Annotated in this window: 21 protein-coding genes and 1 other RNA gene; 19 read left to right on the forward strand and 3 right to left on the reverse strand. The window is 72.0% G+C overall.

Translation table 11 applies throughout. The annotated features are described in order from the left end of the window. The first annotated feature begins 307 nt into the window (after window positions 1–307). A complete protein-coding gene (locus AB0E77_RS07235; protein ID WP_361566807.1) occupies window positions 308–949 on the forward strand; it encodes an LPXTG cell wall anchor domain-containing protein in 642 nt (213 codons plus the stop codon). 73 nt (window positions 950–1,022) lie between these two features. Here AB0E77_RS07235 and AB0E77_RS07240 read toward each other — a convergent pair whose 3' ends face one another. Continuing rightward, on the reverse strand, window positions 1,023–1,214 hold the full coding sequence (locus tag AB0E77_RS07240) for a hypothetical protein (protein ID WP_361566810.1): 192 nt from the start codon (window positions 1,212–1,214) through the stop codon (window positions 1,023–1,025). Between the two features lie 225 nt (window positions 1,215–1,439). Here AB0E77_RS07240 and ftsE point away from each other — a divergent pair, with 225 nt between their 5' ends. The 5 genes from ftsE (at window position 1,440) to ssrA (ending at window position 5,401) form a co-directional block, all read left to right on the forward strand. Further along, entirely contained in the window at window positions 1,440–2,129 is a 690-nt protein-coding gene (gene ftsE, locus AB0E77_RS07245) for a cell division ATP-binding protein FtsE (RefSeq protein WP_351014665.1), read from the forward strand. 46 nt (window positions 2,130–2,175) lie between these two features. Next, window positions 2,176–3,093 (forward strand): permease-like cell division protein FtsX, encoded by a 918-nt coding sequence (gene ftsX / locus AB0E77_RS07250; protein WP_361566813.1) that lies wholly within the window; start codon window positions 2,176–2,178, stop codon window positions 3,091–3,093. Window positions 3,094–3,161: 68 nt separating this feature from the next. After that, complete coding sequence (locus AB0E77_RS07255; RefSeq protein WP_361566816.1) at window positions 3,162–4,334, forward strand: S41 family peptidase; 1,173 nt, start codon at window positions 3,162–3,164, stop codon at window positions 4,332–4,334. A gap of 82 nt (window positions 4,335–4,416) precedes the next feature. After that, window positions 4,417–4,896: an SsrA-binding protein SmpB gene (smpB, locus tag AB0E77_RS07260; RefSeq protein WP_356196099.1), complete on the forward strand. Its 480-nt coding sequence runs from the start codon at window positions 4,417–4,419 to the stop codon at window positions 4,894–4,896. A 105-nt stretch (window positions 4,897–5,001) separates the two neighbouring features. Then, window positions 5,002–5,401: a transfer-messenger RNA gene (gene ssrA, locus AB0E77_RS07265) on the forward strand. 132 nt (window positions 5,402–5,533) lie between these two features. Here ssrA and AB0E77_RS07270 read toward each other — a convergent pair. Next, entirely contained in the window at window positions 5,534–6,832 is a 1,299-nt protein-coding gene (locus tag AB0E77_RS07270; RefSeq protein WP_361566819.1) for an MFS transporter, read from the reverse strand. Between the two features lie 83 nt (window positions 6,833–6,915). Here AB0E77_RS07270 and AB0E77_RS07275 point away from each other — a divergent pair, with 83 nt between their 5' ends. From AB0E77_RS07275 to AB0E77_RS07335, 13 genes are all read left to right on the forward strand, one after another. Next, window positions 6,916–7,884: a LysR family transcriptional regulator gene (locus AB0E77_RS07275; protein WP_361566822.1), complete on the forward strand. Its 969-nt coding sequence runs from the start codon at window positions 6,916–6,918 to the stop codon at window positions 7,882–7,884. A 206-nt stretch (window positions 7,885–8,090) separates the two neighbouring features. After that, the gene (locus tag AB0E77_RS07280; RefSeq protein ID WP_361566825.1) at window positions 8,091–9,359 is read left to right on the forward strand and encodes a hypothetical protein; all 1,269 of its coding nucleotides are present in this window, start codon (window positions 8,091–8,093) and stop codon (window positions 9,357–9,359) included. After that, window positions 9,359–11,557, forward strand: coding sequence for a glycosyltransferase (locus tag AB0E77_RS07285; RefSeq protein WP_361566828.1), 2,199 nt, complete (start codon window positions 9,359–9,361; stop codon window positions 11,555–11,557). The genes AB0E77_RS07280 and AB0E77_RS07285 overlap by 1 nt, the downstream gene beginning before the upstream one ends. Then, window positions 11,554–12,936 carry an acyltransferase gene (locus AB0E77_RS07290; protein WP_361566831.1) on the forward strand — a complete coding sequence of 461 codons (1,383 nt, stop codon included), beginning with the start codon at window positions 11,554–11,556 and terminating at the stop codon, window positions 12,934–12,936. The genes AB0E77_RS07285 and AB0E77_RS07290 overlap by 4 nt, the downstream gene beginning before the upstream one ends. Window positions 12,937–13,055: 119 nt before the next feature. Beyond that, window positions 13,056–13,880 carry a hypothetical protein gene (locus tag AB0E77_RS07295; RefSeq protein ID WP_361566834.1) on the forward strand — a complete coding sequence of 275 codons (825 nt, stop codon included), beginning with the start codon at window positions 13,056–13,058 and terminating at the stop codon, window positions 13,878–13,880. 124 nt (window positions 13,881–14,004) lie between these two features. Next, the gene (locus AB0E77_RS07300; protein WP_361566837.1) at window positions 14,005–15,366 is read left to right on the forward strand and encodes a nitrate/nitrite transporter; all 1,362 of its coding nucleotides are present in this window, start codon (window positions 14,005–14,007) and stop codon (window positions 15,364–15,366) included. Window positions 15,367–15,462: 96 nt separating this feature from the next. Then, the gene (locus tag AB0E77_RS07305; protein ID WP_361566840.1) at window positions 15,463–16,614 is read left to right on the forward strand and encodes a uroporphyrinogen-III synthase; all 1,152 of its coding nucleotides are present in this window, start codon (window positions 15,463–15,465) and stop codon (window positions 16,612–16,614) included. 432 nt (window positions 16,615–17,046) lie between these two features. Continuing rightward, on the forward strand, window positions 17,047–17,640 hold the full coding sequence (locus AB0E77_RS07310) for an ABATE domain-containing protein (protein WP_361566843.1): 594 nt from the start codon (window positions 17,047–17,049) through the stop codon (window positions 17,638–17,640). Window positions 17,641–17,873: 233 nt separating this feature from the next. After that, entirely contained in the window at window positions 17,874–18,398 is a 525-nt protein-coding gene (locus AB0E77_RS07315; RefSeq protein ID WP_052412023.1) for a sigma-70 family RNA polymerase sigma factor, read from the forward strand. A 59-nt stretch (window positions 18,399–18,457) separates the two neighbouring features. Further along, on the forward strand, window positions 18,458–19,228 hold the full coding sequence (locus AB0E77_RS07320) for a zf-HC2 domain-containing protein (RefSeq protein ID WP_361566846.1): 771 nt from the start codon (window positions 18,458–18,460) through the stop codon (window positions 19,226–19,228). Between the two features lie 80 nt (window positions 19,229–19,308). Further along, window positions 19,309–21,606: a UvrD-helicase domain-containing protein gene (locus tag AB0E77_RS07325; RefSeq protein WP_361566848.1), complete on the forward strand. Its 2,298-nt coding sequence runs from the start codon at window positions 19,309–19,311 to the stop codon at window positions 21,604–21,606. A 438-nt stretch (window positions 21,607–22,044) separates the two neighbouring features. Then, on the forward strand, window positions 22,045–23,460 hold the full coding sequence (locus AB0E77_RS07330; protein ID WP_361566851.1) for an NAD-dependent malic enzyme: 1,416 nt from the start codon (window positions 22,045–22,047) through the stop codon (window positions 23,458–23,460). A gap of 351 nt (window positions 23,461–23,811) precedes the next feature. Then, complete coding sequence (locus AB0E77_RS07335; RefSeq protein WP_004000874.1) at window positions 23,812–24,093, forward strand: HU family DNA-binding protein; 282 nt, start codon at window positions 23,812–23,814, stop codon at window positions 24,091–24,093. Window positions 24,094–24,273: 180 nt separating this feature from the next. Here the strand turns inward: AB0E77_RS07335 and murA are convergent, their stop codons facing one another. Next, window positions 24,274–25,620 (reverse strand): UDP-N-acetylglucosamine 1-carboxyvinyltransferase, encoded by a 1,347-nt coding sequence (gene murA / locus AB0E77_RS07340; RefSeq protein WP_361566854.1) that lies wholly within the window; start codon window positions 25,618–25,620, stop codon window positions 24,274–24,276. Window positions 25,621–25,725: the final 105 nt, after the last annotated feature.

Raw genomic sequence — 25,725 nt, forward strand, 5'->3', positions numbered from 1 at the left:
GCGTCCGCGACGCTTTGTCGACAAGGCAACTGCCGCCTCACGGGCGGCGGTTGCCTTTTCTTCGTCGGTGATGTCCGGGTTTTACATCACACTCACACCCTTTGTGTCCGGCATACGTTCCTTACCGGGACATCGCGTACGCAATGACCTTGACGATGCTTTGAACATTCGTAAGGGTGAGGCTCGGCATGCGTATTTCTGGGGCGCATGTGAACCGGGGGGTCCTTGAGTGCTACAGCCACCCCCGTCGATCACGGCCTCGAGCGCAGCCTCACCGACGAATTCAGCTACTGGGGGTAGCACGCTCATGACGAAGAAGACGCGGGTCCGCGTCGCACGCATCGCCGCCGGCGCCATTGTCGCCGCAGGTGCCTCTCTGATGGTGACGGGCGTCGCGCAGGCCGACGACGGCCCGCTGTGCGACATCGTCGTCACTCCGGACTGCGAGGACAACGGCGGGGAGACGCCCACCGAGCCGGACCCGACCGACCCCACCATCCCGACGGAGCCGACCGAGCCCACCACGGAGCCGACGGAGCCGACGACGGAGCCGACCGAGCCCACCACGGAGCCCACCGAGCCGACGACGGAGCCGACCGAGCCCACCACGGAGCCCACCGAGCCCGGTGAGCCCTCCGAGACCTCCGGTTCCGGCAACGGCAACGGCGGCGGAAACAACGGCAACGGCAACGGCAACGGCGGCGGTAACAACGCCGACCCCGACGGTGGTGCCTCCACCCAGGAGCAGGGCTCCTCGGCCCTGACCGACACCGGCGAGCAGGCCCCGGCCTCCTCCGGTGCCGCCGCCCAGGGCAGCGGTGAGGAGCTCGCCGAGACCGGTGCGGCGGAGACCACCTTCCTGCTGATCGGTGCCGCCACCATGATCGCCGGCGGTATCGGCTTCCGCGTGCTCCCGCGCATGATGGGCGGTCGCGGCGCTGCTGCCTGACGGTAGCCACGCGTACACACAGGGGCCCGGAGCGCAACCGCTCCGGGCCCCTGCCGCGTCTTCTCGCCGGGTGCTACACCGTCTGGTGGGCCAGTAGGGCCACCGCCGCCACCAGGATGGCCAGGAGGGCGATCAGCATCATCGGGTTCAGCCCCGAGAGGAAGTTCTCCTGCTGCAGCCGCTCGCGGTTCGCCCGGCACACCGGGCACCGGCCCTCGCTCACGGGCGCCGCGCAGTTCGCGCACACCAACCGGTCGTACGTCATGCGCCTCGCCCTCCTTGCAACCGGTTCACTCACACAACGTCCACGAAGCCGTGAACGTTCCCCTTCCACTGTGCCAGGTTCCGGGAGCCCCTGCGCGCGCTCACGAAGCGCCGGGGGCCGGGACAAAACGCGCAACTACCGCGCAACCCAGACCGGTGACTGCGGTCGGCCACCCGCTTCGCGTATGGTCACGCTCATCTACCCCCGGCGACCCGTGGTGCATCCGTGATCCGATTCGACAACGTCTCCAAGGTCTACCCCAAACAGAACCACCCAGCCCTCAGGGATGTCTCCCTGGAGGTCGAGAAGGGTGAGTTCGTGTTCCTCGTGGGGTCCTCCGGCTCCGGAAAGTCCACCTTCCTGCGGCTGATCCTCCGCGAGGAGCGGTGCAGCCACGGACAGGTGCACGTTCTGGGCAAGGACCTCGCGCGCCTGTCCAACTGGAAGGTGCCGCAGATGCGGCGCCAGCTCGGGACGGTGTTCCAGGACTTCCGTCTGCTGCCGAACAAGACGGTCGGCGAGAACGTCGCCTTCGCCCAGGAGGTCATCGGCAAGTCCCGGGGCGAGATCCGCAAGTCCGTGCCGCAGGTGCTCGACCTCGTCGGGCTCGGCGGCAAGGAGGACCGCAAGCCCGGCGAGCTGTCCGGCGGTGAGCAGCAGCGCGTCGCCATCGCGCGCGCCTTCGTCAACCGCCCCAAGCTGCTGATCGCGGACGAGCCCACCGGCAACCTCGACCCGCAGACCTCCGTCGGCATCATGAAGCTGCTCGACCGCATCAACCGGACGGGCACCACCGTGATCATGGCCACGCACGACCAGAACATCGTGGACCAGATGCGCAAGCGCGTCATCGAGCTGGAGAAGGGCCGCCTCGTCCGCGACCAGGCGCGCGGCGTCTACGGCTACCAGCACTGAGACCGCAGACCGCCCCGGCTTCCACGGAAAGGCTCAACCACTCGTCATGCGCGCCCAGTTCGTGCTCTCGGAGATCGGCGTCGGTCTCCGCCGCAACCTGACCATGACCTTCGCGGTCATCGTCTCCGTAGCCCTGTCCCTGGCCCTGTTCGGCGGATCGCTCCTGATGAGCGACCAGGTCAACACCATGAAGGGCTACTGGTACGACAAGGTCAACGTCACGGTCTACCTCTGCAACAAGAGCGACGCCAAGTCCGACCCCGCCTGCGCCAAGGGCGCGGTGACCGAGGACCAGAAGAAGCAGATCCTGGCCGACCTCGACGAGATGAACGTCGTCGAGAAGGTGACGTACGAGTCGCAGGACGAGGCGTACAAGCACTACATGGAACAGTTCGGCGACTCGCCCCTGGCCAGTTCGATCACGCCGGACCAGCTGCAGGAGACGTACCGCGTCAAGCTGAAGGACCCGGAGAAGTACCAGGTCATCGCGACCGCCTTCAACGGCCGGGACGGCGTGCAGTCCGTGGTGGACCAGCGCGGCACCCTGGACAACCTCTTCAAGCTCCTCGAAGGCATGAACGTGGCCGCGCTCGCGGTGATGGCGCTGATGCTGGTGGTCGCGCTGATGCTGATCGTCAACACGGTCCGCGTCTCGGCGTTCAGCCGCCGGCGCGAGACCGGGATCATGCGGCTGGTCGGCGCCTCGGGCTTCTACATCCAGGCGCCGTTCATCATGGAGGCGGCGGTCGCCGGGCTGATCGGCGGCGTGGTCGCCTGCGGCTTCCTGGTGACCGCGCGGTACTTCATCATCGACCACGGGCTCGCGCTGTCCGAGAAGCTGTCGCTGATCCAATTCATCGGCTGGGACGCCCTGCTGACGAAGCTCCCGCTCATCCTGGCCACCAGCCTGCTGATGCCCGCGTTGGCCGCGTTCTTCGCGTTGCGCAAGTACCTGAAGGTGTGACACATCCCCGGAGGGCCGAACGGTCAAGCGACCGTTCGGCCCTCCGCCGTTGTCCTAGACTCACCGGCATGTCAGGTCGTGACCTGTTCTGTCAGCCCCGCCGCGCACGCCACGGGGCCGCCCTGACCTTGGTGTTCGCGAGCGTGCTCGTCGCCGGGGCGGCCACCGGCTCCTTCCCCGGGACCGACCGGAAGTCCACGGCGGACGCGGCCCGTTCGGCAGCGCCCGCCGGTCGCCACGAGGAGGTGGCCCGCGCGGCGGCCGAGGCGATGGCCGACGGCAAGTCCCCGGTGAAGGCCGCGGAACGCGCCGTGAGCCGCAGCGGGGACCGCTGGGGCGCCGTCTACTCCAGCGGCGAGTACGAGGAGTTGGAGGAGGCCCTCGACGGCCAGTACACCGGCGTCGGCCTCTCCGCGCGCCGGGAGCGCGACGGCCGCATCGAGGTGACCGGGGTGCACTCCGGGTCGCCCGCGGCCGACGCCGGGATCCGCGAGGGCGACCGGCTGCGCAGCGTCGACGGCGAGCGGGTCGACGGGCGTCCGGTCACCGAGGTCGTCGCGATACTGCGCGGCGACGCCGAGGAGGACCCCGCGGGCACCCCCGTCCGGCTCGGCCTGGAGCGCGGCACACGGGAGTGGACCGAGACCGTCCGCCGGGCCAGGCTGTCCACGGAACCGGTGACCGTCCGCACGCTCGCCGACGGCGTCACCGTGGTCAGGGTCGCCTCCTTCACCAAGGGCGTCGGCCGGCAGGTGAGCGAGGCCGTGGAGCGGGTGCCGTCCGGCGCCGGCGTCGTCCTCGACCTGCGCGGCAACTCGGGCGGACTGGTCGCCGAGGCCGTCACCGCCGCCTCCGCCTTCCTCGACGGCGGCCTGGTCGCCACGTACGACGTCGACGGCGACCAGCGCGCCCTGCACGCCGAACCCGGCGGCGACACCGCCAGACCCCTGGTCGCGCTCGTCGACGGCGGCACCATGAGCGCGGCGGAACTCCTCACCGGGGCCCTCCAGGACCGCGGACGGGCGGTCGTCGTCGGTTCCCGCACCTTCGGCAAGGGCTCGGTGCAGATGCCGAGCCGGCTCCCCGGCGGCTCGGTCGCCGAACTGACCGTCGGCCACTACCGCACCCCTTCCGGCCGCGGCGTCGACGGCACGGGCATCACGCCCGACCTGGACGTCGACCCGGAGGACCCGGCCGCCCTGGAGCGCGCGCGGACCGTGCTCAGCGGCCTGGGACGCTAGGCCGCCCCGGCCGCGCCCCGCCCCGGCCTGCGTAAATCGGCTTCCCGAGGACCCCCTCCGTAGTGCCAAAATGGGCTGCACTATGGCTAAGGAAAAAGGGCGCAAGCTGATCGCGCAGAACAAGAAGGCGCGGCACGACTACCAGATCCTCGACACCTACGAGGCCGGACTGGTCCTCACCGGGACCGAGGTGAAGTCACTGCGCCAGGGGCGGGCGTCGCTGGTCGACGGCTTCGTGCAGCTGGACGGGCACGAGGCCTGGCTGCACAACGTGCACGTGCCGGAGTACAGCCAGGGCACCTGGACCAACCACAGTGCCCGCCGCAAGCGGAAGCTGCTGCTGCACCGCGTGGAGATCGACAAGCTGGAGTCGAAGTCCCAGGAGACCGGGCACACGATCGTGCCCCTCGCGCTGTACTTCAAGGACGGCCGCGCCAAGGTCGAGATCGCGCTCGCGCGAGGCAAGAAGGAGTACGACAAGCGCCAGACCCTGCGGGAGAAGCAGGACCGGCGCGAGGCGGAGCGGACGATGTCCGCGATCCGCCGCAAGCAGCGCGCCTGACCGCCGGGAATAGGCTGGCACGCGTACGGGTTGGTCACGTACGATGGCATCTGCACCTCACAGCGGGTGCGCGCCCCCTCTGCGGAGGGTTTGAAAAATCAACATGGGGATGATCGGTTTCGACAGCGGCTGTCGAAGCAGGGGAAGCGTGTCGAGGAAGCGGCCATGATCTCGTAAACCACAGGCCGAAAAAAATAATCGCCAACACCAAGCGCGATTCCTCCCAGCAGGCCTTCGCCCTCGCTGCCTGATCTCAGGTAGCGAAGCGAGCCTCCTACTACGGGAGTGTCAGCCCGGGGCTGTTCCCGACCCGGATCCTGGCATCAGCTAGGGGACTAAACCTTGATCCCGGTCACGGGGTGAAAAGGGAAACCAAACAGTGACTGAGCCCGTCGGAGACTTGTCCGCGTGATCTCCGGGGCTGAGAAAATCGCAGCGGACTGCACACGGAGAAGCCCTGGTTCCGCACCGTTGGACGCGGGTTCGATTCCCGCCATCTCCACGAGGTCGAGGGTGACGTGTGCTCGCGGTAAGCGCGAGCACACGTCACCCTCGTCGTTTTTGCGCGGCTTCGCCGCGCGATGCGGGGGATCTGCCACCCGCACCCCCATATCCCGGCGCTCGGCGGGCCTGCGCTTCACGAGGATCGCCGGGGCGGCAGCAGCGCCAGCAGGAGGGCGATCACGGCGGCGGTGACCGGCACGCCGTAACCGGCCGTGGGGGACACGTGCTCCACCGTCCAGCCGCCGGCCGCGCTGCCGCAGGCGATGCCGCCGAGCAGCCCGGTCACCGCGAGGGTCATGCCCTCGTTCAGACGGCCCTCGGGCGTGCGGTGCTGGACCAGCGTCATCGTCGTGACCATCGTCGGGGCCGTCGCCATCCCGGCCGCCAGCAGCGTGAGCGCCAGCAGCGGCAGCGAGCCGGTGAGGGACGCGGCCAGCAGCGGCAGCGTCATCAGGGCCGCCATCGCGGCCACGCACCACGGCAGCCGCACCTCGGCGGGCCCGGCCGGCTTCAGCGCGCCGTACAGCAGACCCGCCGCGCAGGAACCGGCCGCCTGGAGCGCCAGGACCACACCGGCCGCCGAGCGGTGCCCCTGTGCGTCCGCGAACGCGATCGTGACGACCTCCATCGCGCCGAACACCACACCCGTCGCCAGGCACATCGCCAGCAGCGGTGGTATGCCGGGTGCCCGGAACGGCGCCCTCGCGGCGGGGCGCGGCCGGGCCGGCGGCTCCGTCGCGCGCTGGGCGGCGAACAGCAGGATGCCGGTCACCATCAGCACCACGCCGACCAGCGTGCCCGCCTCCGGGAACAGCGCCGTGCACAGGAACGCCGCGAGGACCGGCCCGAGCATGAAGCACAGCTCGTCCGTGGCCTGCTCGAAGGAGTTCGCCGTGTGCAGGGCCGCGGTGTCGCCCTTCAGCAGGTGGGACCAGCGGGCGCGGGCCATGCCGCCGGTGTTGGGCGTCGTGGCCGTGGCGGCGTACGCGGCGAACAGGGTCCAGTCGGGGGCGCCGGAGCGCACGCACAGCACCAGCGCGAGCGAGCCGAGCGCCGCGAACAGCGTCGCCGGCACCGCCACCCGGGCCTGGCCGTACCGGTCCACGAGCCGGGCGGTCCACGGCCCGACCAACGCGGTCGCCGCAAGACCCGTCGCGGTGACGGCACCGGCGAGGGCGTACGAGCCGCGCGTACCGGCGATCATCACGACCGCGCTGACGCTGAACATGCCCATCGGCAGCCGGGCGATGAGATTCCCGGCCGTGAACGCGCGGGCGCCCGGCACGGACAGCAACCGCCGGTACGGACCGGGGGGCGGCCGGCGGCCGGTGCGCGGAGTGCGCGGGGTGAAGTCGGCGGCGACGAGGGCGTCGGCGGTGACGGTCAGCAAGGGGGCCTGGGGGCGCGGGCGTTCGTAAGTCGGATGCGGCATGCGCCCACCGTCGCCCGCGGGCGGTCAGGGGGTCCAACACCTGCTCCGTACGCATTCACGCACTCCCGTTGTAAATTCGCCGGATGCCCGCACCCGCCCACCTCGACCCGCGCCTCCTGCGTGCCTTCGTCACCGTCGCCGAGGAGCTGCACTTCACCCGCGCCGCGGCCCGGCTGTACGTCGCCCAGCAGGCCCTCAGCCGCGATGTGCGGCGTCTGGAACGCGAGCTGGGCGCCGAGCTGTTCGTCCGCTCCACCCGGCAGGTGACGCTGACCGCCGACGGCGAGCGGCTGGTGCCGTACGCCCGCCGGGTGCTCCAGGCGCAGGACGACCTCCTCGCCGCCTTCGGACAGGCCCGCCCGCTGCTGGTCGACCTCAACTCGCCCGGCCTGGTCACCGGACGCCTGGTACTGGAGCGGGCCCGCCGGCTCGCGCCCGAGCTGGAACTCATGGCCCGCTACGAGAGCGGGCTGACCGGCGCCGCCGCCGAGCTCCTCGCGGGCCGGCTCGACGCCTCGTTCGGCCGGTTCGCGGGCCTGCCCCCGGCGCTGCGGGCGGGACTCGGCCACCAGCCGGTCCGCTACGAGCCGATGGCGGTCGTCCTGCCCGAGGACCACCCCCTGGCGCCGCTGCCCGAGGTGCCGCTCGCCGCGCTGGCGGGCGAGGCCGTGTACGCCGGGGCCGGCAACCCGCGCACGCCGGAGTGGACCGACCTGGGACACCGCCTGTTCGAGGGACGCGGCATCGACGTGGCACCACCCCTTCCGCTGGCCGTCGGGGACGAGGAGTTCCGGCGGATCATGGACAAGACGCGCAACCCGATCCTCGCCGTCGTGAGCTTTCCGGCCATGGCCTCCACCGTGGTGCGCCCGCTCGTCGATCCCGTACCGCTGTCGCCGGTCTCCCTGGTCTGGCGAAAGGGGCTGGTGCACCCCGCGTTCGACGCGCTGCGCCGCGCCGCCGCCCAGGTCGCGACCGAGAACGGGTGGCTCGACCGCCCCGCCGAAGCATGGATTCCGGCCAGTGACGCTGCTGTGATGTCCGTCCATTAACCGACACGCGGCAACCACATGCCCTCCGCGTGCGCTACATTCTTCGCCTGAGCACGGTGTGGTACAGGGGGCGCTCGAACCTGGTGGGGGCCGGGTCGGCCGACGGGTGCTCGGAGTCGTGTGCGCACCCGGATCCGTCCCTCGGGGGGAAGTGCGTGCGCGTGGAGAACTGGCAGAAAAACAACCAACCGGAATGGCCCGACGCCATGTCCGGTGCTCGTGAGGTCGCGGAGCCGGATCCACAGCAGGACGCCACCCGGGTGCTTCCCGCGCCGGGTGCGCCCGCGGAGCCCGGATGGTTCGGGGGACACCGGGAGTTCCCGGCCGGTGGCACCGACGTCCCGCGGCCCGACACGGGTGCCGCCGAGACCGAGGTCCTGCGTCCCCAGGCGGGCGCCGACCTCTTCGGCGGTCCGCCGCGGCAGGGCCGAACCGGCCGGGACCGCATAGCCCAGGACCGAATAGCCCCAAACCGAATAGCCCAGGACCGTATAGGCCGCGACCGCATAGGTCGCGACACCGACCGGACGGACGTCCTCCCGTCGGCGGCCCAGGCGGCCCCGACCCGCGCCTTCCCCGCGCCCGGCCCCGCCACCGCCGCCCTCCGCGACCCCTGGCAGGAGTCGCCGGACACCCTGGACGCGTCCGACGCCACGGACCCGGGCCCGGCCTCCGCCGGCGACCACACCCACGACCCCCACGAGGTGACGGTCCAGCTCGACGCCGTCCAGCTCGGCGACGGCGTGATCCGCCGCGCATCCGCGAGCGGCCCCGGCAAGCACGCCGCCTCCGACGCCTCCGACGGACCGGTGTTCGTCGACGAGTCGGGCCGCCGCAGCCGCCGCTTCCGCCGCATCGGCATCGCCCTCGGCGGCGCCTGCGCCATCTACGCCGTCGTCATCGTCTCCACGCTCCTGTCGGGCAACTCCAACGCGCCCTGGCTGCCCGTTCCGGGCCAGGAACAGGGCAAGCCGGCCGGACAGGTCGACACCACCCCGCTGCCCTCGCAGTCCGCGCAGCCCTCCGCGGGCGCCACCGCCGGAGCGGGGGCCAGCCCCTCGGCCGGCACCGGAGCGGCGACGACCCCCGGTGCCGACGCCCCGGCGCCCGGCACCTCCGGCACCGCGAAGCAGCCGGGCAGCAGCGCCGATCCCCAGCCCTCCGGGTCCGCGACCGCCCCGAAGCCGGGCGGCGGAGGCGGCGCCGCCGAGCCGGGCCCGACGGTGTCCACGCAGCAGCCGCCCCCCGTCACCACGGACCCGTCGACCCCGGCGGGCGGTGGGGAGACCCCGGTCGACCCGACCACGCCCACGGACGGCGCCTCCACCCCGGCCGACCCCGGCGGCGGCACCACGGTCAACGGCGCGAGCGACACCTCCCCGGTGGCCGCCGGAACCGCGGCCGCACCCGTCGCCGACACCGCGCCGGCCGACACCTCCACGTCCCTCTCCCTGTCCCCGGAGTACACCCTCTGATGGCCTCCCGCACCCGCCGTCACGGCGCCGCCCGCGGCGCCCGGGACGGCGCCCGGCGCCGCCGCCTGCCCTTGCGCCTGCTGCTGCCCCTGCTCGTCCTCGTCGCCCTGGTGGCGATGCTCATGCTGCGCGGCTACGTGCACAGCGAGATCCTCGCCGACCACCGCGTCCAGCCGCCCGCCGCCACCGACCAGGTCCCCGAGGAGATCCTCGAGGGCGGCCCGGTCATCGACACCCGCGGCGGCCAGGTCAACAGCCTGCGCGTGCCCGACCACCGCCTGGTCCTCACCTTCGACGACGGCCCGGACCCGACCTGGACGCCCAAGGTGCTGGACGTGCTGAAGAAGCACGACGCCCACGCGGTCTTCTTCGTCACCGGCACCATGGCCTCCCGCTACCCGGACCTCGTCAAGCGCATGGTCGACGAGGGCCACGAGGTCGGCCTGCACACCTTCAACCACCCCGACCTCTCCTTCCAGTCCAAGAAGCGCATCGACTGGGAGCTGTCGCAGAACCAGCTGGCGATCACCGGCGCGGCCGGCGTGCGCACCTCGCTCTTCCGCCCGCCGTACTCCTCCTTCGCCGACGCCATGGACGACAAGTCCTGGCCCGTCACCGAGTACATCGGCTCCCGCGGCTACATCACCGTCGTCAACAACACCGACAGCGAGGACTGGCAGAAGCCCGGCGTCCACGAGATCATCCGCCGCGCCACCCCGCACGGCGGCAAGGGCGCCATCGTCCTGATGCACGACTCCGGCGGCGACCGCCACCAGACCGTGCAGGCCCTGGACAAGTTCCTGCCCGACCTGAAGGAGAAGGGCTACGAGTTCGACAACCTCACCGAGGCCCTGGACGCGCCCAGCGCCATGACCCCGGTGACCGGCGTCGACCTGTGGAAGGGCAAGGCGTGGGTCTGGCTGGTCCAGGCCTCCGAGAAGCTCACGGACGGCCTGGTCGTGGGCCTGTCGATCATCGGCACCCTGGTGATCGCCCGCTTCGTGCTGATGCTCCTGCTGTCCGGCATCCACGCCCGCCGGGTGCGCCGCAGGAACTTCCGCTGGGGCCCGCCCGTCACCGAGCCGGTGACGGTGCTGGTGCCGGCGTACAACGAGGCCAAGTGCATCGAGAACACCGTCCGTTCCCTGATGGAGAGCGACCACCCCATCGAGGTCATCGTCATCGACGACGGCTCCAGCGACGGCACGGCCCGGATCGTCGAGGCGATGGGCCTGCCCAACGTCAGGGTGATCCGGCAGCTCAACGCGGGCAAGCCCGCCGCGCTCAACCGCGGTCTGGCCAACGCCAGCTACGACATCGTCGTGATGATGGACGGCGACACGGTCTTCGAGCCGTCCACCGTCCGCGAACTCGTCCAGCCCTTCGGCGACCCCAAGGTCGGCGCCGTCGCGGGCAACGCGAAGGTCGGCAACAAGGACAGCCTCATCGGCGCCTGGCAGCACATCGAGTACGTGATGGGCTTCAACCTGGACCGCCGCATGTACGACGTACTGCGCTGCATGCCGACCATCCCGGGCGCCGTGGGTGCCTTCCGGCGCTCGGCGCTCGAACCGTTCGGCGGCATGAGCGACGACACCCTCGCCGAGGACACCGACGTCACCATGGCGCTGCACCGCGCCGGCTGGCGCGTCGTCTACGCCGAGAACGCCCGCGCCTGGACCGAGGCCCCCGAGTCCGTCCAGCAGCTGTGGTCCCAGCGCTACCGCTGGTCCTACGGCACCATGCAGGCCATCTGGAAGCACCGCCGCGCCGTGATCGAGCGGGGCCCCTCGGGCCGTTTCGGCCGCGTCGGGCTGCCCTTCGTCTCGCTGTTCATGGTCCTGGCCCCGCTGCTGGCGCCGCTGATCGACATCTTCCTGCTGTACGGCATCGTGTTCGGCCCGACCCAGAAGACGATCGTGGCCTGGCTGGGCGTCCTCGCCATCCAGGCGGTCTGCGCGGCGTACGCGTTCCGCCTCGACCGCGAACGCATGACCCATCTCATCTCGCTGCCCCTGCAGCAGGTCCTCTACCGCCAGCTCATGTACGTCGTGCTGCTCCAGTCCTGGATCACCGCGCTCACCGGCGGCCGCCTGCGCTGGCAGAAGCTGCGCCGCACCGGCGTCGTGGAGGCCCCGGGCGGCGGGGTCCCGGGCCAGCGGTCGCGCAGCGGCAATGATCGGAGGCCCGTGGCATGACCCACGGATACACGACCGGTACGGGCAGGGACCCGGAACCGGCGGCACCCTATGGAACCCCGTACGCAGACGCGTACGGGACGCCGTACGCAGACATGTACGGAGCGCCGCACGCCGGGGGCCCGGGCGGCGGCGGTGTCCCGGGGACGCCGTACGCCGTCGGGCAGCAGCACACGACGGAGCCCGCACCCACGCCCGAGCCCGCGCCGGAGGCCGCCGCACCGGCGCCCAGGAAGCCCGGCCGCGACCGGTACCTCGACCTGCTGCGCTCCATCGCCCTGGTCCGCGTCGTGGTGTACCACCTCTTCGGCTGGGCCTGGCTGTCCGTGCTGTTCCCGTCGATGGGCGTGATGTTCGCGCTGGCCGGTTCGCTGATGGCGCGTTCGCTCAAGCGCCCGGCGCTGAGCGTGATCCGCAGCCGCGTCCGCCGTCTGCTGCCGCCCATGTGGGCCTTCGGCGCGGTCGCGCTGGCGATGATGTTCGCGAGCGGGTGGAACCCGCTCGACGACCCGGACCACGGGGACACCTGGGGTCTGCTCTCGCTGTTCAACTACATCGTCCCGATCGGCGCCCCGCCCTACCCCTGGCACAGCGGCTCCCCGTCGGGCCTGCTGGACGAGACCTGGGCCGTGCAGGCCGCGGGACCGCTCTGGTACCTGCGCGCCTACCTGTGGTTCGTCATCGCGTCCCCGCTGCTGCTGTGGGCCTTCCGCCGTGCCCCCTGGCCGACGCTGCTCGCCCCGCTGGGTCTGACGGCGATCGTCGGCACCGGCCTGGTGAAGATCCCCGGCGAGACGGGCAACGCGGTCACCGACTTCGCGGTGTACGGCAGCTGCTGGGTACTCGGCTTCGCCCACAACGAGGGCCTGCTGAAGCAGATCCCGCGCTACGTCGCCGTCTCCCTGGCGTCCCTGGTGATGGCCTTCGGCCTGTGGTGGGCCTCGGGCCACCTGGGTGCCGACGGCTGGGACCTCAACGACATCCCGATGGCACAGGCCGCCTGGTCGTTCGGCTTCGTGGTCATCCTGCTCCAGTACTCCCCGTCCTGGCAGGAACTCCCGGGCCGGCTGGCCAGGTGGGACAAGCTGGTGACCCTCTCCAACAACCGGGCGGTCACCATCTACCTGTGGCACAACCTGCTGATCATGCTGACGGTGCCGATCGTGGACCTGCTGTACCGGCTCCCGTTCATGCAGAGCGCGCGAGGGGCGGACGCCATCACGGAGGCGTACTCGCTGTGGATGTTCGCGCTCGTGTGGCCCCTGATCGGCCTGATGGTCCTCGCCGTCGGCTGGATCGAGGACCTCGCCGCGAAGCGGAAGCCACGCCTGTGGCCGAACGGCACGAAGCGCTCCACGGGCAAGCGGGCGTCGGCGTAGGGCCTGTCTGACAGCCCCTGGGACCCACCGGGGCTGACGCGTTCCGCTCCCCCGTGCGAGACTGCCCCGCGTCGCGGACGTGAAGAGGGTGGCCGGAGCCGGCCCGGGGGAGCGGTGGGATGAGCAAGCGGCAGACACAGAAGATGCTGCGGCTGATGGCGAGCGGTGAGCCGGTCGAGCTGACCAGTCCGATGGCATCGGTGAAGAAGCTGGCCCGGCTCGCCTTCATCGCCCAGCAGTTCGGGTACGAGTACGCCGATGTGCGCCAGGGCGGCGGGAACAACAGCCAGCTCAGGATGCTGATCGTGCCCGACCCCAGCCCGCAGGCACGGGCGCGGGCCGCCCAGAACTGGGCGCAGTACCCGCAGGCCGGCGACGGCGTGTCGGTGCCGCCGCTGGTGCCGGACGCCTTCGAACTCCTCAAGGCCCGCATCAACTTCGACCTCACCGGCCAGAACGCCCAGAAGCGGATGGGCTACGGCGCCCTCGGCGCCACCATCGGCTGTGTCGTCCTCGCCTACCGGGCCGGCGGCCGGTCCGACGACTTCGTGATGGCCGCGATCGTCTGGCTGTTCGTCCTGGCGCTCCTGGGCGTCGGCCTGCTGGTCACCCGCAAGCGCAACGCCAAGTTCGCGGCCCGCCTCCAGGCCGCCGGATTCCAGCCGGTACCGGACGAGACCGGCCGCCTCCGCTACCTGCCCCCGGGGGCCCAACTCCCCGGCCACGGCAACCCCTTCGGCGCCGGCCCGTACGGCGGGTACGCCCGGCCGGCCCCCGCCCCCGGCCCGTACGCCGCTCAGCAGCCGTACCCGCCGCAGGGCGCCTACGCACAGCCCCAGCCGCAGCCGTACGCCCCGCAGCCCCAGGCGTACGCCCCGCAGCAGCAGCCGTATCCCCACCTCCACCAGAACCCGCACGGGCAGCCCCAGCCCCCGCAGGGCTGACCTCTCACCCGGCCCCCGCGCCGGGTGAGACCGACGTTCCCTGGTGGTCACCCGCAGCCCCACCGGACCGAAACGCGGTCTTCCTACCTTCGGTGCGACCGAGCCCGGAGCGTGTGGAGGCGTCATGACAGTCCCTGGTGGCCGCTGGATCCAGCACTGGGATCCCGAGGACGAGACCTTCTGGAAGGAGACGGGGGAGCCGATCGCCCGGCGCAACCTGTTCTTCTCCGTCCTCTCCGAGCACATCGGGTTCTCGGTGTGGACGATGTGGTCCGTGCTGGTGCTCTTCATGGGTCCCGAGTACGGGCTGACGCCGGCCGACAAGTTCCTGCTGACGTCCGTGGTGACCCTGGTCGGGGCCGTCGTGCGGGTGCCGTACACCTTCGCCGTGGCGGTCTTCGGCGGGCGGAACTGGACGGTCGTCTCCGCCGGGCTGCTGCTCGTGCCGACCGTCGCGGCCTTCGTGGTCATGGAGCCGGGGACGTCCTTCTCGACCTTCCTCCTGGTCGGCCTGCTGGCCGGTATCGGCGGCGGCAACTTCGCGTCCTCCATGACCAACATCAACGCCTTCTTCCCGCTGCGGAAGAAGGGCTGGGCGCTCGGTCTCAACGCCGGGGGCGGGAACATCGGCGTGCCGGTCATCCAGCTCGCCGCGCTGGCCATCATCGGGGCGAACGGCGGGCCCCGGGTGCTGCTCGGCGTCTACATCCCGCTGATCCTCCTGGCCGCCGTCCTCGCCGCCCGCCACATGGACAACCTCGCGTCCGTCCGCAACGACACCGGGGCCGCCAAGGACGCGGCCCGGGACGCGCACACCTGGATCATGTCCGTGCTGTACATCGGCACGTTCGGCTCCTTCATCGGCTACAGCTTCGCCTTCGGGCAGGTGCTGACGACCCAGTTCGGGCGCACGCCGCTCCAGGCCGCCTACCTCACCTTCATCGGCCCGCTGCTCGGTTCGCTGATCCGGCCGCTGGGCGGCCGGCTCGCCGACCGGTACGGCGGCGCGCGGATCACGCTGGGCAACTTCGTGGCCATGGCCGCCGCCACCGCCGTACTCGTCGCGGCCAGCATGGCGAAGTCGCTCGCGCTGTTCGTCATCGCGTTCGTGGTGCTGTTCGTGCTCAGCGGGCTCGGCAACGGGTCCACGTTCAAGATGATCCCCGGCATCTTCCAGAACAAGGCGCTCGCCCGGGGACTGACGGGGGAGGAGGCCGTGGCGTACGGGCGGCGGCTCTCGGGTGCCTCCATGGGACTGATCGGCGCGGTCGGCGCGCTCGGGGGCGTCGCCATCAACCTCGCCTTCCGGCAGTCCTTTCTCTCCGTCGGCTCCGGCACCGGCGCCTTCGTGGCGTTCCTCGCCTACTACGCCGTCTGTTTCGCCGTCACCTGGGCGGTATACCTTCGCCGCCCCGCCCCGCGGGTGCCGGACGGTCCGGCGGACCCGGCGGAGGCGGAGGACCGGCTCGGCTACGCCCGGGTATGACGTAACACTGGTGACATGCGGTGGAACCGAGCCCGTCACGCGCCGTTGACAGGCTCGGTCGCCGTACAGGCAGGTACGACGACCGGGACGAGAGCGATGGACGACGAACAGCAGCAGCCGGACCACGGCCCCCTCGCCGGATTCACCGTGGGCGTCACCGCCGCGCGCCGTGCCGACGAACTGGGCGCGCTGCTCCAGCGGCGCGGCGCCGCCGTCCTGCACGCCCCGGCGCTGCGGATCGTGCCGCTCGCCGACGACAGCGAGCTGCTGGCCGCGACCAAGCAGCTGATCGACCAGGCGCCGGACGTCGTCGTGGCCACCACCGCCATCGGCTTCCGGGGCTGGGTCGAGGCCGCCGACGGCTGGGGGCTCGGCGACGCCCTGGTGGAGCGGCTGCGCGCGGTCGAACTGCTCGCGCGCGGGCCCAAGGTCAAGGGCGCCGTGCGCGCCGCAGGGCTGACGGAGCGGTGGTCGCCGTCCTCCGAGTCCATGGCCGAGGTGCTGGACCGCCTGCTGGCGGAGGGCGTCGACGGCCGCCGGGTCGCCGTACAGCTGCACGGCGAGCCGCTGCCGGGGTTCGTGGAGGCGCTGCGGGCGGGCGGCGCCGAGGTCGTCGGGGTGCCCGTCTACCGGTGGCTGCCGCCGGAGGACCTCGGGCCCGTGGACCGGCTGCTGGACGCCGTCGTCGCGCGGGGCGTGGACGCGGTGACCTTCACGAGCGCGCCGGCCGCCGCGTCCTTCCTGAGCCGTGCCGAGGAGCGCGGCCGGCTGCCCGAGCTGCTCGCCGCACTCGGCCACGACGTGCTGCCCGCCTGCGTCGGCCCGGTCACCGCGGTGCCGCTCCAGGCGCACGGCGTCGACACGGCCCAGCCCGAACGCTTCCGGCTCGGCCCCCTCGTGCAGTTGCTGTGCCAGGAGCTGCCGGGACGGGCCCGTTCGCTGCCCGTCGCCGGCCACCGGGTGGAGATCCGCGGCCACGCCGTGCTGGTCGACGGGGAGCTCAGGACGGTGCCGCCCGCCGGGATGTCCCTGCTGCGGGTGCTGTCGAGGCGGCCGGGCTGGGTCGTGCCCCGCGCGGAACTGCTGCGGGCCCTGCCGGGCGCCGGGCGCGACGAGCACGCCGTGGAGACGGCGATGGCCCGCCTCCGCACCGCCCTCGGCACCCCGAAGCTGATCCAGACGGTGGTCAAACGCGGCTACCGCCTGGCCCTGGACCCGGCCGCGGACGCGAAGTACGCCGACGACTGACCCGCCCCGCTGTCCGCGGGCAGCGGCGAGGGCCGACCCCCGCACCGGGTCCCCCGGCGGGCGCCGCACCGTGCTGCCGCTCCCGCCCGGCGGGCGCTGTGCCGTGGCGGAGCCCCGGTCCCCGTCGGTGGCCGTGGCTGCGTGGCTCGCACCCCGCCGCGGTCCGTACCCGCGACCAGCACCCCCGCGCCGGCCCACGGCGGCCGCCCGCCGGCGAGTCGCGGGCCGTCCGCCGGCCGTGTGCCCGGTCGGCGGGCGGTTCCCTGCGCGGCGGACATGCCCGACGCGCCGGGCGCGTGCGGGAGCGTCCGGGCGGGGGCGGTACGAGGGGTTCCGGGCGCGGGAGCGGGCAGGCACTGTAGAGGGAGCGGTCCACCTGCTCCCCTCCCCAGCCCGCGACACCGCGGGCAACCCCTAGGCGGTGACAGGAACATGGCACTGGGTACGGCGACAGGACCGTCCGAGCTGCGGTTCGACACCGGGCGGGTCTGTCTGGACCTCCTCGCCACCACCCACCCCGTCGAACGGCTCGACTCCGTCACGGTGTTGCGCGCCTGGATCACCGGCTCCGGGATCGTCCCGCCCGGCACGCCCCTGGACCACGCCGACGCCTCCTGGCTGGCCGGCTTCCGCGAACTGCGCTGCCAGACCGCCCGCCTGGTGCGCGCCCGCACCCCGCGCGGCCCCGGCGGCCCCTACGACCTCGCGCTCGCCCGCGTCAACGACCTCGCCCGCGCCGCACCCCCCGCGCCCCGCGCGGTACGCGGCGAGGACGGCGTGCTGGTACGGCAGCTGACGGCGCCTCCGGAGTGCGCCGCACTGCTCGGCGCCCTCGCCCGGGACGCCGTGGAACTGCTCACCGACCCCGTCGCGCGGGCGTGCCTGCGCCAGTGCGCGGGCGACAACTGCCCGATCGTGTACGTGGACACCTCCCGGGGCCGCCGCAGGCGCTGGTGCTCCAGCGAGATCTGCGGCAACCGCGAACGCGTCGCCCGCCACCGCCGCCGCGCCGCCCTCGCCCGCTGAGGCACACGCCGACGGTCCGCCGGGCGTGCGTGCGGGATGTGCCGCCATGTCCGCCCCCGCCCGCTTCGTCACCCGCCCCCGGAGAAAACTGTCACCTCACTTTGAACACCCCGCACCCCGCGTCCGTACCGGATGGACGAGCGACCGACTGGGGGAACCCCCGGACATCGGAGGTGGGCGTGCGCAAGGATTCCGTCGTGGCCGGTGAACGTGGTGCGAGGGCCCGACATCGCATGCCCCAGAGCTCCTCGGAGCCCGACGAGGAGCTGATGCGTGCCCTGTACCGGGAGCACGCCGGCCCCTTGCTGGCGTACGTGCTGCGGCTGGTCGCGGGGGACCGGCAGCGCGCAGAGGACGTCGTCCAGGAGACGCTCATCCGTGCCTGGAAGAACGCCGGTCAGCTCAACCGGGCGACCGGATCGGTACGCCCCTGGCTGGTGACGGTCGCCCGGCGCATCGTCATCGACGGCCACCGCAGCCGGCAGGCCCGGCCGCAGGAGGTCGATCCGTCGCCGCTGGAGGTCATCCCCGCGGAGGACGAGATCGACAAGGCGCTGTGGCTGATGACGCTTTCGGACGCGCTCGACGACCTGACCCCGGCCCACCGGGAGGTCCTCGTCGAGACGTACTTCAAAGGGCGTACCGTCAATGAGGCGGCGCAGACACTGGGCATACCCAGCGGCACCGTTCGCTCCCGGGTGTTCTACGCCCTGCGTTCGATGAAGCTGGCACTGGAGGAGCGGGGGGTGACGGCGTGATGAGCGGGTACGGGGGATTCCAGGGATTCGGCGCGGGCGATACGGGTAGTTCTGCCCCCATGCAGGGATCATCGGTGCCGAACGAACACGAGACCGTCGGCGCCTACGCCCTCGGGATTCTCGACGACGCCGAAGCAACCGCTTTCGAGGCGCATCTCGCGGGCTGCGAGTGGTGCGCCCAGCAGCTCGACGAGCTGGCCGGCATGGAGCCCATGATGGCCGCCCTCGCGGATCTGCCGGGCGCGGGCACCCCCGCGATCGCCGAGTCGCTGACCGCCAAACCCAGCCCGCGGCTGGCGGAGAAACTCGTCGACGAGGTCGCCGAGCGCCGCGCGAGCAAGCGCCGCCGCAACTTCTACCTGGTGGGCACCGCCGCCGCGCTGATCATCGGCGGCCCCTTCGCCGCCGTGGCGACGACCAGCGGCGGCGACGACGGCGGCCGGAGCACCGAGGCGCGGCAGACCGCGAGCCCCGCCGCGTCCGCCTTCGCCGCCATGCCCGACCGGGTCACCGCGACCGACCCGACCACCAAGGTCAGTGCGACCGTGGCCCTGGAGAAGAAGGCCTGGGGCACCGACGCCGTCCTGGAGCTCAAGAACGTCAAGGGGCCGGAGAAGTGCTCCCTGATCGCCGTCGGCAAGAACGGCGAGCGCGAGACGCTCAGCTCCTGGTCCGTCCCGAACTGGGGCTACGGCATCCCGGGCGCCGCCACCGACAAGGCCAAGGAGCCGCTCTACGTGCACGGCGGCGCCGCCCTGGAACCCAACGACATCGACCACTTCGAGGTCATGACCTTCGACGGCGACCGCCTGGTGGAGGTGGACGTGTAGTCCCGCCGGACCGCCCCGTGGCCTACCGGCCCCCCTTCGCGTACGGTTGACGGCTGCCCAGCACGTCAGAAGGGGGCCCGGTGGCCGCACAGGCACAACAGGATTCGGCGGTCGACTCGGTGCACGATTCCGTACGCGACCGAGAGATCAGCGTGGAACAGGCACACCTGGACCGGGTGTACCGCCGACTCGAGGAGAAGATCCACGAGGCCGAGTTCCTCATGCACGACGCGGCGCAGCGCGGCCACGTCGGCACCCCCGGCGCGCTCGCCGAGCGCGACGCGCAGGTCTTCCGGGCGGGTATCCACCTGAACCGGCTCAACAACGAGTTCGAGGACTTCCTCTTCGGCCGCATCGACCTGCTCCTCGGCAAGGACGGCAAGAAGGGCCCGGACGGCGCGTACACGGCCGTGGAGCCCGCCGAGGGCGCCGTACGGCCCGACGACACCGCCGACATCGCCGAGACCCTGCACATCGGCCGCATCGGCGTGCTGGACGAGGACTACGCGCCGCTGGTCATCGACTGGCGGGCACCCGCCGCCGCGCCGTTCTACCGCTCCACCCCCGTCGACCCGGGCCGGGTCGTGCGCCGCCGGGTCATCCGGTCCAAGGGGCGGCGCGTCCTCGGCGTCGAGGACGACCTGATGCGGCCCGAGATCACGGCGTACCTGGACGGCGAGGCACTGCCCGTCATCGGTGACGGCGCCCTCATGGCCGCCCTCGGCCAGGCCCGCACCCACAGCATGCGGGACATCGTCGCCTCCATCCAGGCCGAGCAGGACCTGGTCATCCGCGCCCCCGCCGCCTCCGTGACGTACGTTGAGGGCGGCCCCGGCACCGGCAAGACCGCCGTCGCCCTGCACCGGGCGGCGTACCTGCTCTACCAGGACCGGCGCCGCTACTCGGGCGGCATCCTGATCGTCTCGCCGACCCCGCTGCTCGTCGCGTACACCGAGGGCGTGCTGCCCTCCCTCGGCGAGGAGGGACAGGTCGCCATCCGCGCGATCGGCTCGCTCGTCGACGGCGCCGAGGCCACCCTGTACGACTCCCCGGCCGTCGCCCGCGCCAAGGGCTCCTCACGGATGCTGAAGGTGCTGCGCAAGGCCGCGCGCGGCGCGCTGGAGCCGGAGGGGTCGCCGACCCTGCTGCGGGTCGTCGCCTTCGGCCGGCGCCTGGAGCTGGAGGGGGAGGAGCTGGCCGCCGTCCGCCGCACCGTGCTCGGGGGCACGGCGCCGGTCAACCTGCTGCGGCCGCGCGCCCGCCGGCTGCTCCTGGACGCCCTGTGGGCCAAGTCCGGCGCCGCGGGCCGGCACAGCGACCCGGAGCTGGCCGCCGAGCTGCGCTCCTCCTTCGACGAGGACGTCACCTCCGAGGATTCCTTCATCGCCTTCCTGGACGCATGGTGGCCGGAGCTGACGCCCGGCGCCGTGCTGGCGGCCATGGCGGACGAGAAGCGGCTGGGCCGCTGGGCGCGGCGGATCCTCAACCCCGGCGAGGTCCGCAAGGTCGCCCGGTCGCTGCGCCGTGAGGGCCACTCCGTGCACGACATCGCCCTGCTCGACGAGCTGCAGGCCGTCCTCGGCACCCCGGCCCGCCCCCGCAAGCGGCGCGAGCTGGACCCCCTGGACCAGCTCACCGGCCTCGAGGAGCTGATGCCGCAGCGCGAGGAGACCCAGCGGGAGCGCGCCGAGCGGCTGGCGCAGGAGCGTACGGAGTACGCGCACGTCATCGTCGACGAGGCGCAGGACCTCACGCCCATGCAGTGGCGGATGGTCGGCCGCCGCGGCCGGCACGCCACCTGGACCGTCGTCGGCGACCCGGCCCAGTCCTCCTGGTCCGACCCTGACGAGGCGGCGGCGGCCCGTGACGAGGCCCTGGGCACCCGTCCCCGGCGGCGCTTCGAGCTCACCGTGAACTACCGCAACCCGGCCGAGATCGCCGAGCTGGCGGCCAAGGTGCTCGCCCTCGCGATGCCCGGCTCCGAGGCGCCGTCGGCGGTCCGCTCGACCGGGGTGGAGCCGCGCTTCGCCGTCGTCGGGGACGCCCTCGCGTCGACGGTGCGGGCGGAGGCGGCCCGGCTGCTCGACCTCGTCGACGGCACCGTGGGCGTCGTCGTGGCCATGAACCGCCGTGAGGAGGCCCGGCGCTGGCTCGCCGGGCTCGGTGACCGGGTGGTGGCGCTGGGCAGCCTGGAGGCCAAGGGCCTGGAGTACGACGCGACCGTCGTCGTCTCGCCGGCGGAGATCGCGGACGAGTCGCCGGCCGGGCTGCGGGTGCTCTACGTCGCCCTGACCCGGGCCACCCAGCAGCTGACGATCGTCTCGTGCGACCGGGACGAGCCGGACGCGGCCGGGGTGCCGGACCTGCTGCGGGACTGAGCGCGCCCGAGACGCACGAGAGGCCCGCGCCGTCCGGCGCGGGCCTCTCGCGTGATGTCTCAGGAAACTCTTGGGTGGCACCGACCCGCCATGCTCGCCTCGCGGCAAGTGGTCGCTCGTAGCGACGAAGGTTGGGCCCGGGGGCTTGGATCGAGCCGGTGCCACATCCAAGGTAACAAACGATTCCGGCAAGACAATTCCCGTCCCGCGAGTTCTTCCCGCGCTGCACCGCCGCTCCGGAACGCCTCTTCCGGTGCCTCTTCCGCTGACGGGCAACTTCTCGTATGGTGGAAGTCGTTTTCCGAAAGCAGCTCTCCTCCGGTCGGACGGCGCGCGAACAAAACGTTCGCAATCCGGGGCGGCTACCACGTACCCGGTGGTAGGTGCGACGATCGGACGGCACAACACGCGACACGGTGAAAGCAGAGGAAGTCGGCCATGGCAACGGCGCCCAGCGTCTCCTACTCGATGACCATCAGGTTGGAGGTGCCCGCGAGCGGAACCGCCGTCTCGCAGCTCACCACCGCCGTGGAGTCCTCCGGCGGCTCGGTGACCGGCCTCGACGTCACCGCCTCCGGCCACGACAAGCTCCGTATCGACGTCACCATCGCGGCCGGCTCCACCTCGCACGCCGACGAGATCGTCGAGCAGCTGCGCGGCATCGAGGGCGTCATCCTCGGCAAGGTCTCCGACCGTACGTTCCTGATGCACCTCGGCGGCAAGATCGAGATGGCGTCGAAGCACCCCATCCGCAACCGTGACGACCTGTCCATGGTCTACACGCCCGGTGTGGCCCGCGTCTGCATGGCGATCGCCGAGAACCCCGAGGACGCCCGCCGCCTGACCATCAAGCGCAACTCCGTTGCGGTCGTGACGGACGGCTCCGCGGTCCTCGGCCTCGGCAACATCGGCCCGAAGGCCGCGCTGCCGGTCATGGAGGGCAAGGCGGCCCTGTTCAAGCGCTTCGCCGGCATCGACGCCTGGCCGATCTGCCTGGACACCCAGGACACCGACGCGATCGTCGAGATCGTCAAGGCCATCGCCCCGGGCTTCGCCGGCATCAACCTGGAGGACATCTCCGCGCCGCGCTGCTTCGAGATCGAGGCCCGGCTGCGCGAGGCCCTCGACATCCCCGTCTTCCACGACGACCAGCACGGCACCGCGATCGTCGTCCTCGCCGCCCTCACCAACGCGCTGCGCGTGGTGGACAAGCCCATCGAGAACGTGCGGGTCGTCATGTCCGGTGCCGGCGCCGCGGGCACGGCCATCCTCAAGCTGCTGCTCGCCGCGGGCGTCAAGAACGCCGTGGTCGCCGACATCCACGGCGTCGTCCACGCGGGCCGCGCCGACCTGGTCGACGCCGCGCCCGAGTCGGCGCTGCGCTGGATCGCCGACAACACCAACCCGGAGGGCCTGACCGGCACCCTGAAGGAGGCGGTGCACGGCGCCGACGTCTTCATCGGCGTCTCCGCCCCCAACGTCCTGGACGGCGACGACGTGGCCGCCATGGCCGACGGCGCCATCGTGTTCGCGCTCGCGAACCCCGACCCGGAGGTGGACCCGGCAATCGCCCGTCAGACGGCGGCGGTTGTGGCCACCGGCCGCTCCGACTTCCCGAACCAGATCAACAACGTGCTGGTCTTCCCGGGTGTCTTCCGCGGTCTGCTCGACGCCCAGTCCCGCACCGTCAACACGGAGATGATGCTGGCCGCCGCGCAGGCCCTCGCGGACGTCGTGACCGAGGACGAGCTGAACCCGAACTACATCGTCCCCAGCGTCTTCAACGACAAGGTCGCCGGTGCCGTCGCGGGCGCCGTGCGCGAGGCGGCGAAGGCCGCCGGCGTCGCGTCGTAGCCCGTCGGGACAGGGCTGGGCGGCCCGTGCGGTGGCTGTGAGGATCACCACGACGGGCCGCCGTACCGGCGCGTCGTGGAACGGAGCGCCTCGGACCGCCCTCTAGGGTGGCGCAAGGCCAGGGGCCCTCTCCGTATGACTCCCAAGGGTGTTCTCACGACTCCTGGGGGTGCCGGATTGGCATTACCGCCGCAGGTGCAGGCAGGATGCCTGTCTGGGCGCGAGGGCCCGACGACGGACCCGGGTGAGGGAACTGTCCGAGGTCCCTGGCAGCATCGGCTTTCGCTGTGCCCGCATGCGGCTCCGCCGCGTGGCACGCCTCAACGGCAAGAAGAACACGGGAGTAACAACATGAACCGCAGTGAGCTGGTGGCCGCGCTGGCCGACCGCGCCGAGGTGACCCGCAAGGACGCCGACGCCGTGCTGGCCGCGTTCGCCGAGGTCGTCGGCGACATCGTCTCCAAGGGCGACGAGAAGGTCACCATCCCCGGCTTCCTGACCTTCGAGCGCACGCACCGTGCCGCTCGCACCGCCCGCAACCCGCAGACCGGCGACCCGATCCAGATCCCGGCCGGCTACAGCGTGAAGGTGTCGGCGGGCTCCAAGCTCAAGGAAGCCGCCAAGGGCAAGTAAGCGCGCCTGAGCGCCTCAGGGCGCGGCGCCGTGAGCGCCTACGGGGCCGTTGTGGCCGGTCGCGCCCGCGCGACGGAGCCGCAGATCGATACAGCCCCGCGCCCCTCTGGGGCGCTCGAGTCAACGCCGATGGGGCGGTCACCCGAGTCCGGGTGACCGCCCCATCGGCGTGTACTACTGCTATCCCAGGGCCTTGCCCGGGAGTTCGACCTTGGCGCCGAGTTCCACGAGCTTCTCCATGAAGTTCTCGTAGCCGCGGTTGATCAGGTCGATGCCGTGGACCCGGGACGTGCCCTGGGCCGCGAGGGCGGCGATGAGGTAGGAGAAGCCGCCGCGCAGGTCGGGGATGACCAGGTCGGCGCCCTCCAGCTTGGTCGGTCCGGAGACGACGGCCGAGTGGAGGAAGTTGCGCTGGCCGAAGCGGCAGTGGGAGCCGCCGAGGCACTCGCGGTAGAGCTGGATGTGGGCGCCCATCTGGTTGAGCGCGGAGGTGAAGCCGAGCCGCGACTCGTAGACCGTCTCGTGGACGATGGACAGGCCCGTGGCCTGGGTCAGCGCGACCACCAGGGGCTGCTGCCAGTCGGTCTGGAAGCCCGGGTGCACGTCCGTCTCCAGGGCGATGGACTTCAGCTGTCCGCCCGGGTGCCAGAAGCGGATGCCCTCGTCGTCGATCTCGAAGGCGCCGCCGACCTTCCGGAAGGTGTTGAGGAACGTCATCATCGAGCGCTGCTGGGCGCCGCGGACGTAGACGTTGCCCTCGGTGGCCAGCGCCGCCGAGGCCCAGGACGCGGCCTCCAGGCGGTCCGAGAGGGCGCGGTGGGTGTAGCCGCCCAGCTCGTCCACGCCGGTGATGCGGATCGTGCGGTCGGTGTCCATCGCGATGATCGCGCCCATTTTCTGCAGGACGCAGATCAGGTCCTCGATCTCGGGCTCCACGGCCGCGTTGGACAGCTCGGTGACGCCCTCGGCGAGCACCGCCGTCAGCAGCACCTGCTCCGTCGCGCCGACGGACGGGTACGGCAGGTTTATCTTCGTGCCGCGCAGCCGCTGCGGGGCCTCCAGGTACTGGCCGTCCGCCCGCTTCTCGATCTTCGCGCCGAACTGGCGCAGCACGTCGAAGTGGAAGTCGATGGGCCGGCCGCCGATGTCGCAGCCGCCGAGGCCCGGGATGAACGCGTGCCCGAGGCGGTGCAGCAGCGGGCCGCAGAAGAGGATCGGGATGCGCGACGAGCCCGCGTGGGCATCGATGTCAGCGACGTTCGCGCTCTCCACGTGGGTGGGGTCGAGGACCAGCTCGCCGGGCTCCTCGCCCGGGCGGACCGTCACCCCGTGCAGCTGCAGCAGTCCGCGTACGACCCGCACATCGCGGATGTCCGGCACATTGCGCAGCCGGCTCGGCGCACTGCCCAGCAGGGCGGCGACCATGGCCTTCGGCACGAGGTTCTTCGCACCGCGGACCCGGATCTCGCCCTCCAGCGGGGTTCCGCCGTGGACAAGCAGTACGTCATCAGCGCCGTTGACGGTCATGAATCTCGCGTTCCGTGGGGTGGGGCAGGGGCCAGAAGGGAAAGGGTAGTCGCCCCGCACCCCCGTTCCGTAAGCCCGAGGAGGGTCCGGGGACGTCATAGGTAT

Origin of the sequence: Streptomyces sp. NPDC032940 (assembly GCF_040636935.1) — a bacterium.
Classification (GTDB): Bacteria; Actinomycetota; Actinomycetes; order Streptomycetales; family Streptomycetaceae; genus Streptomyces.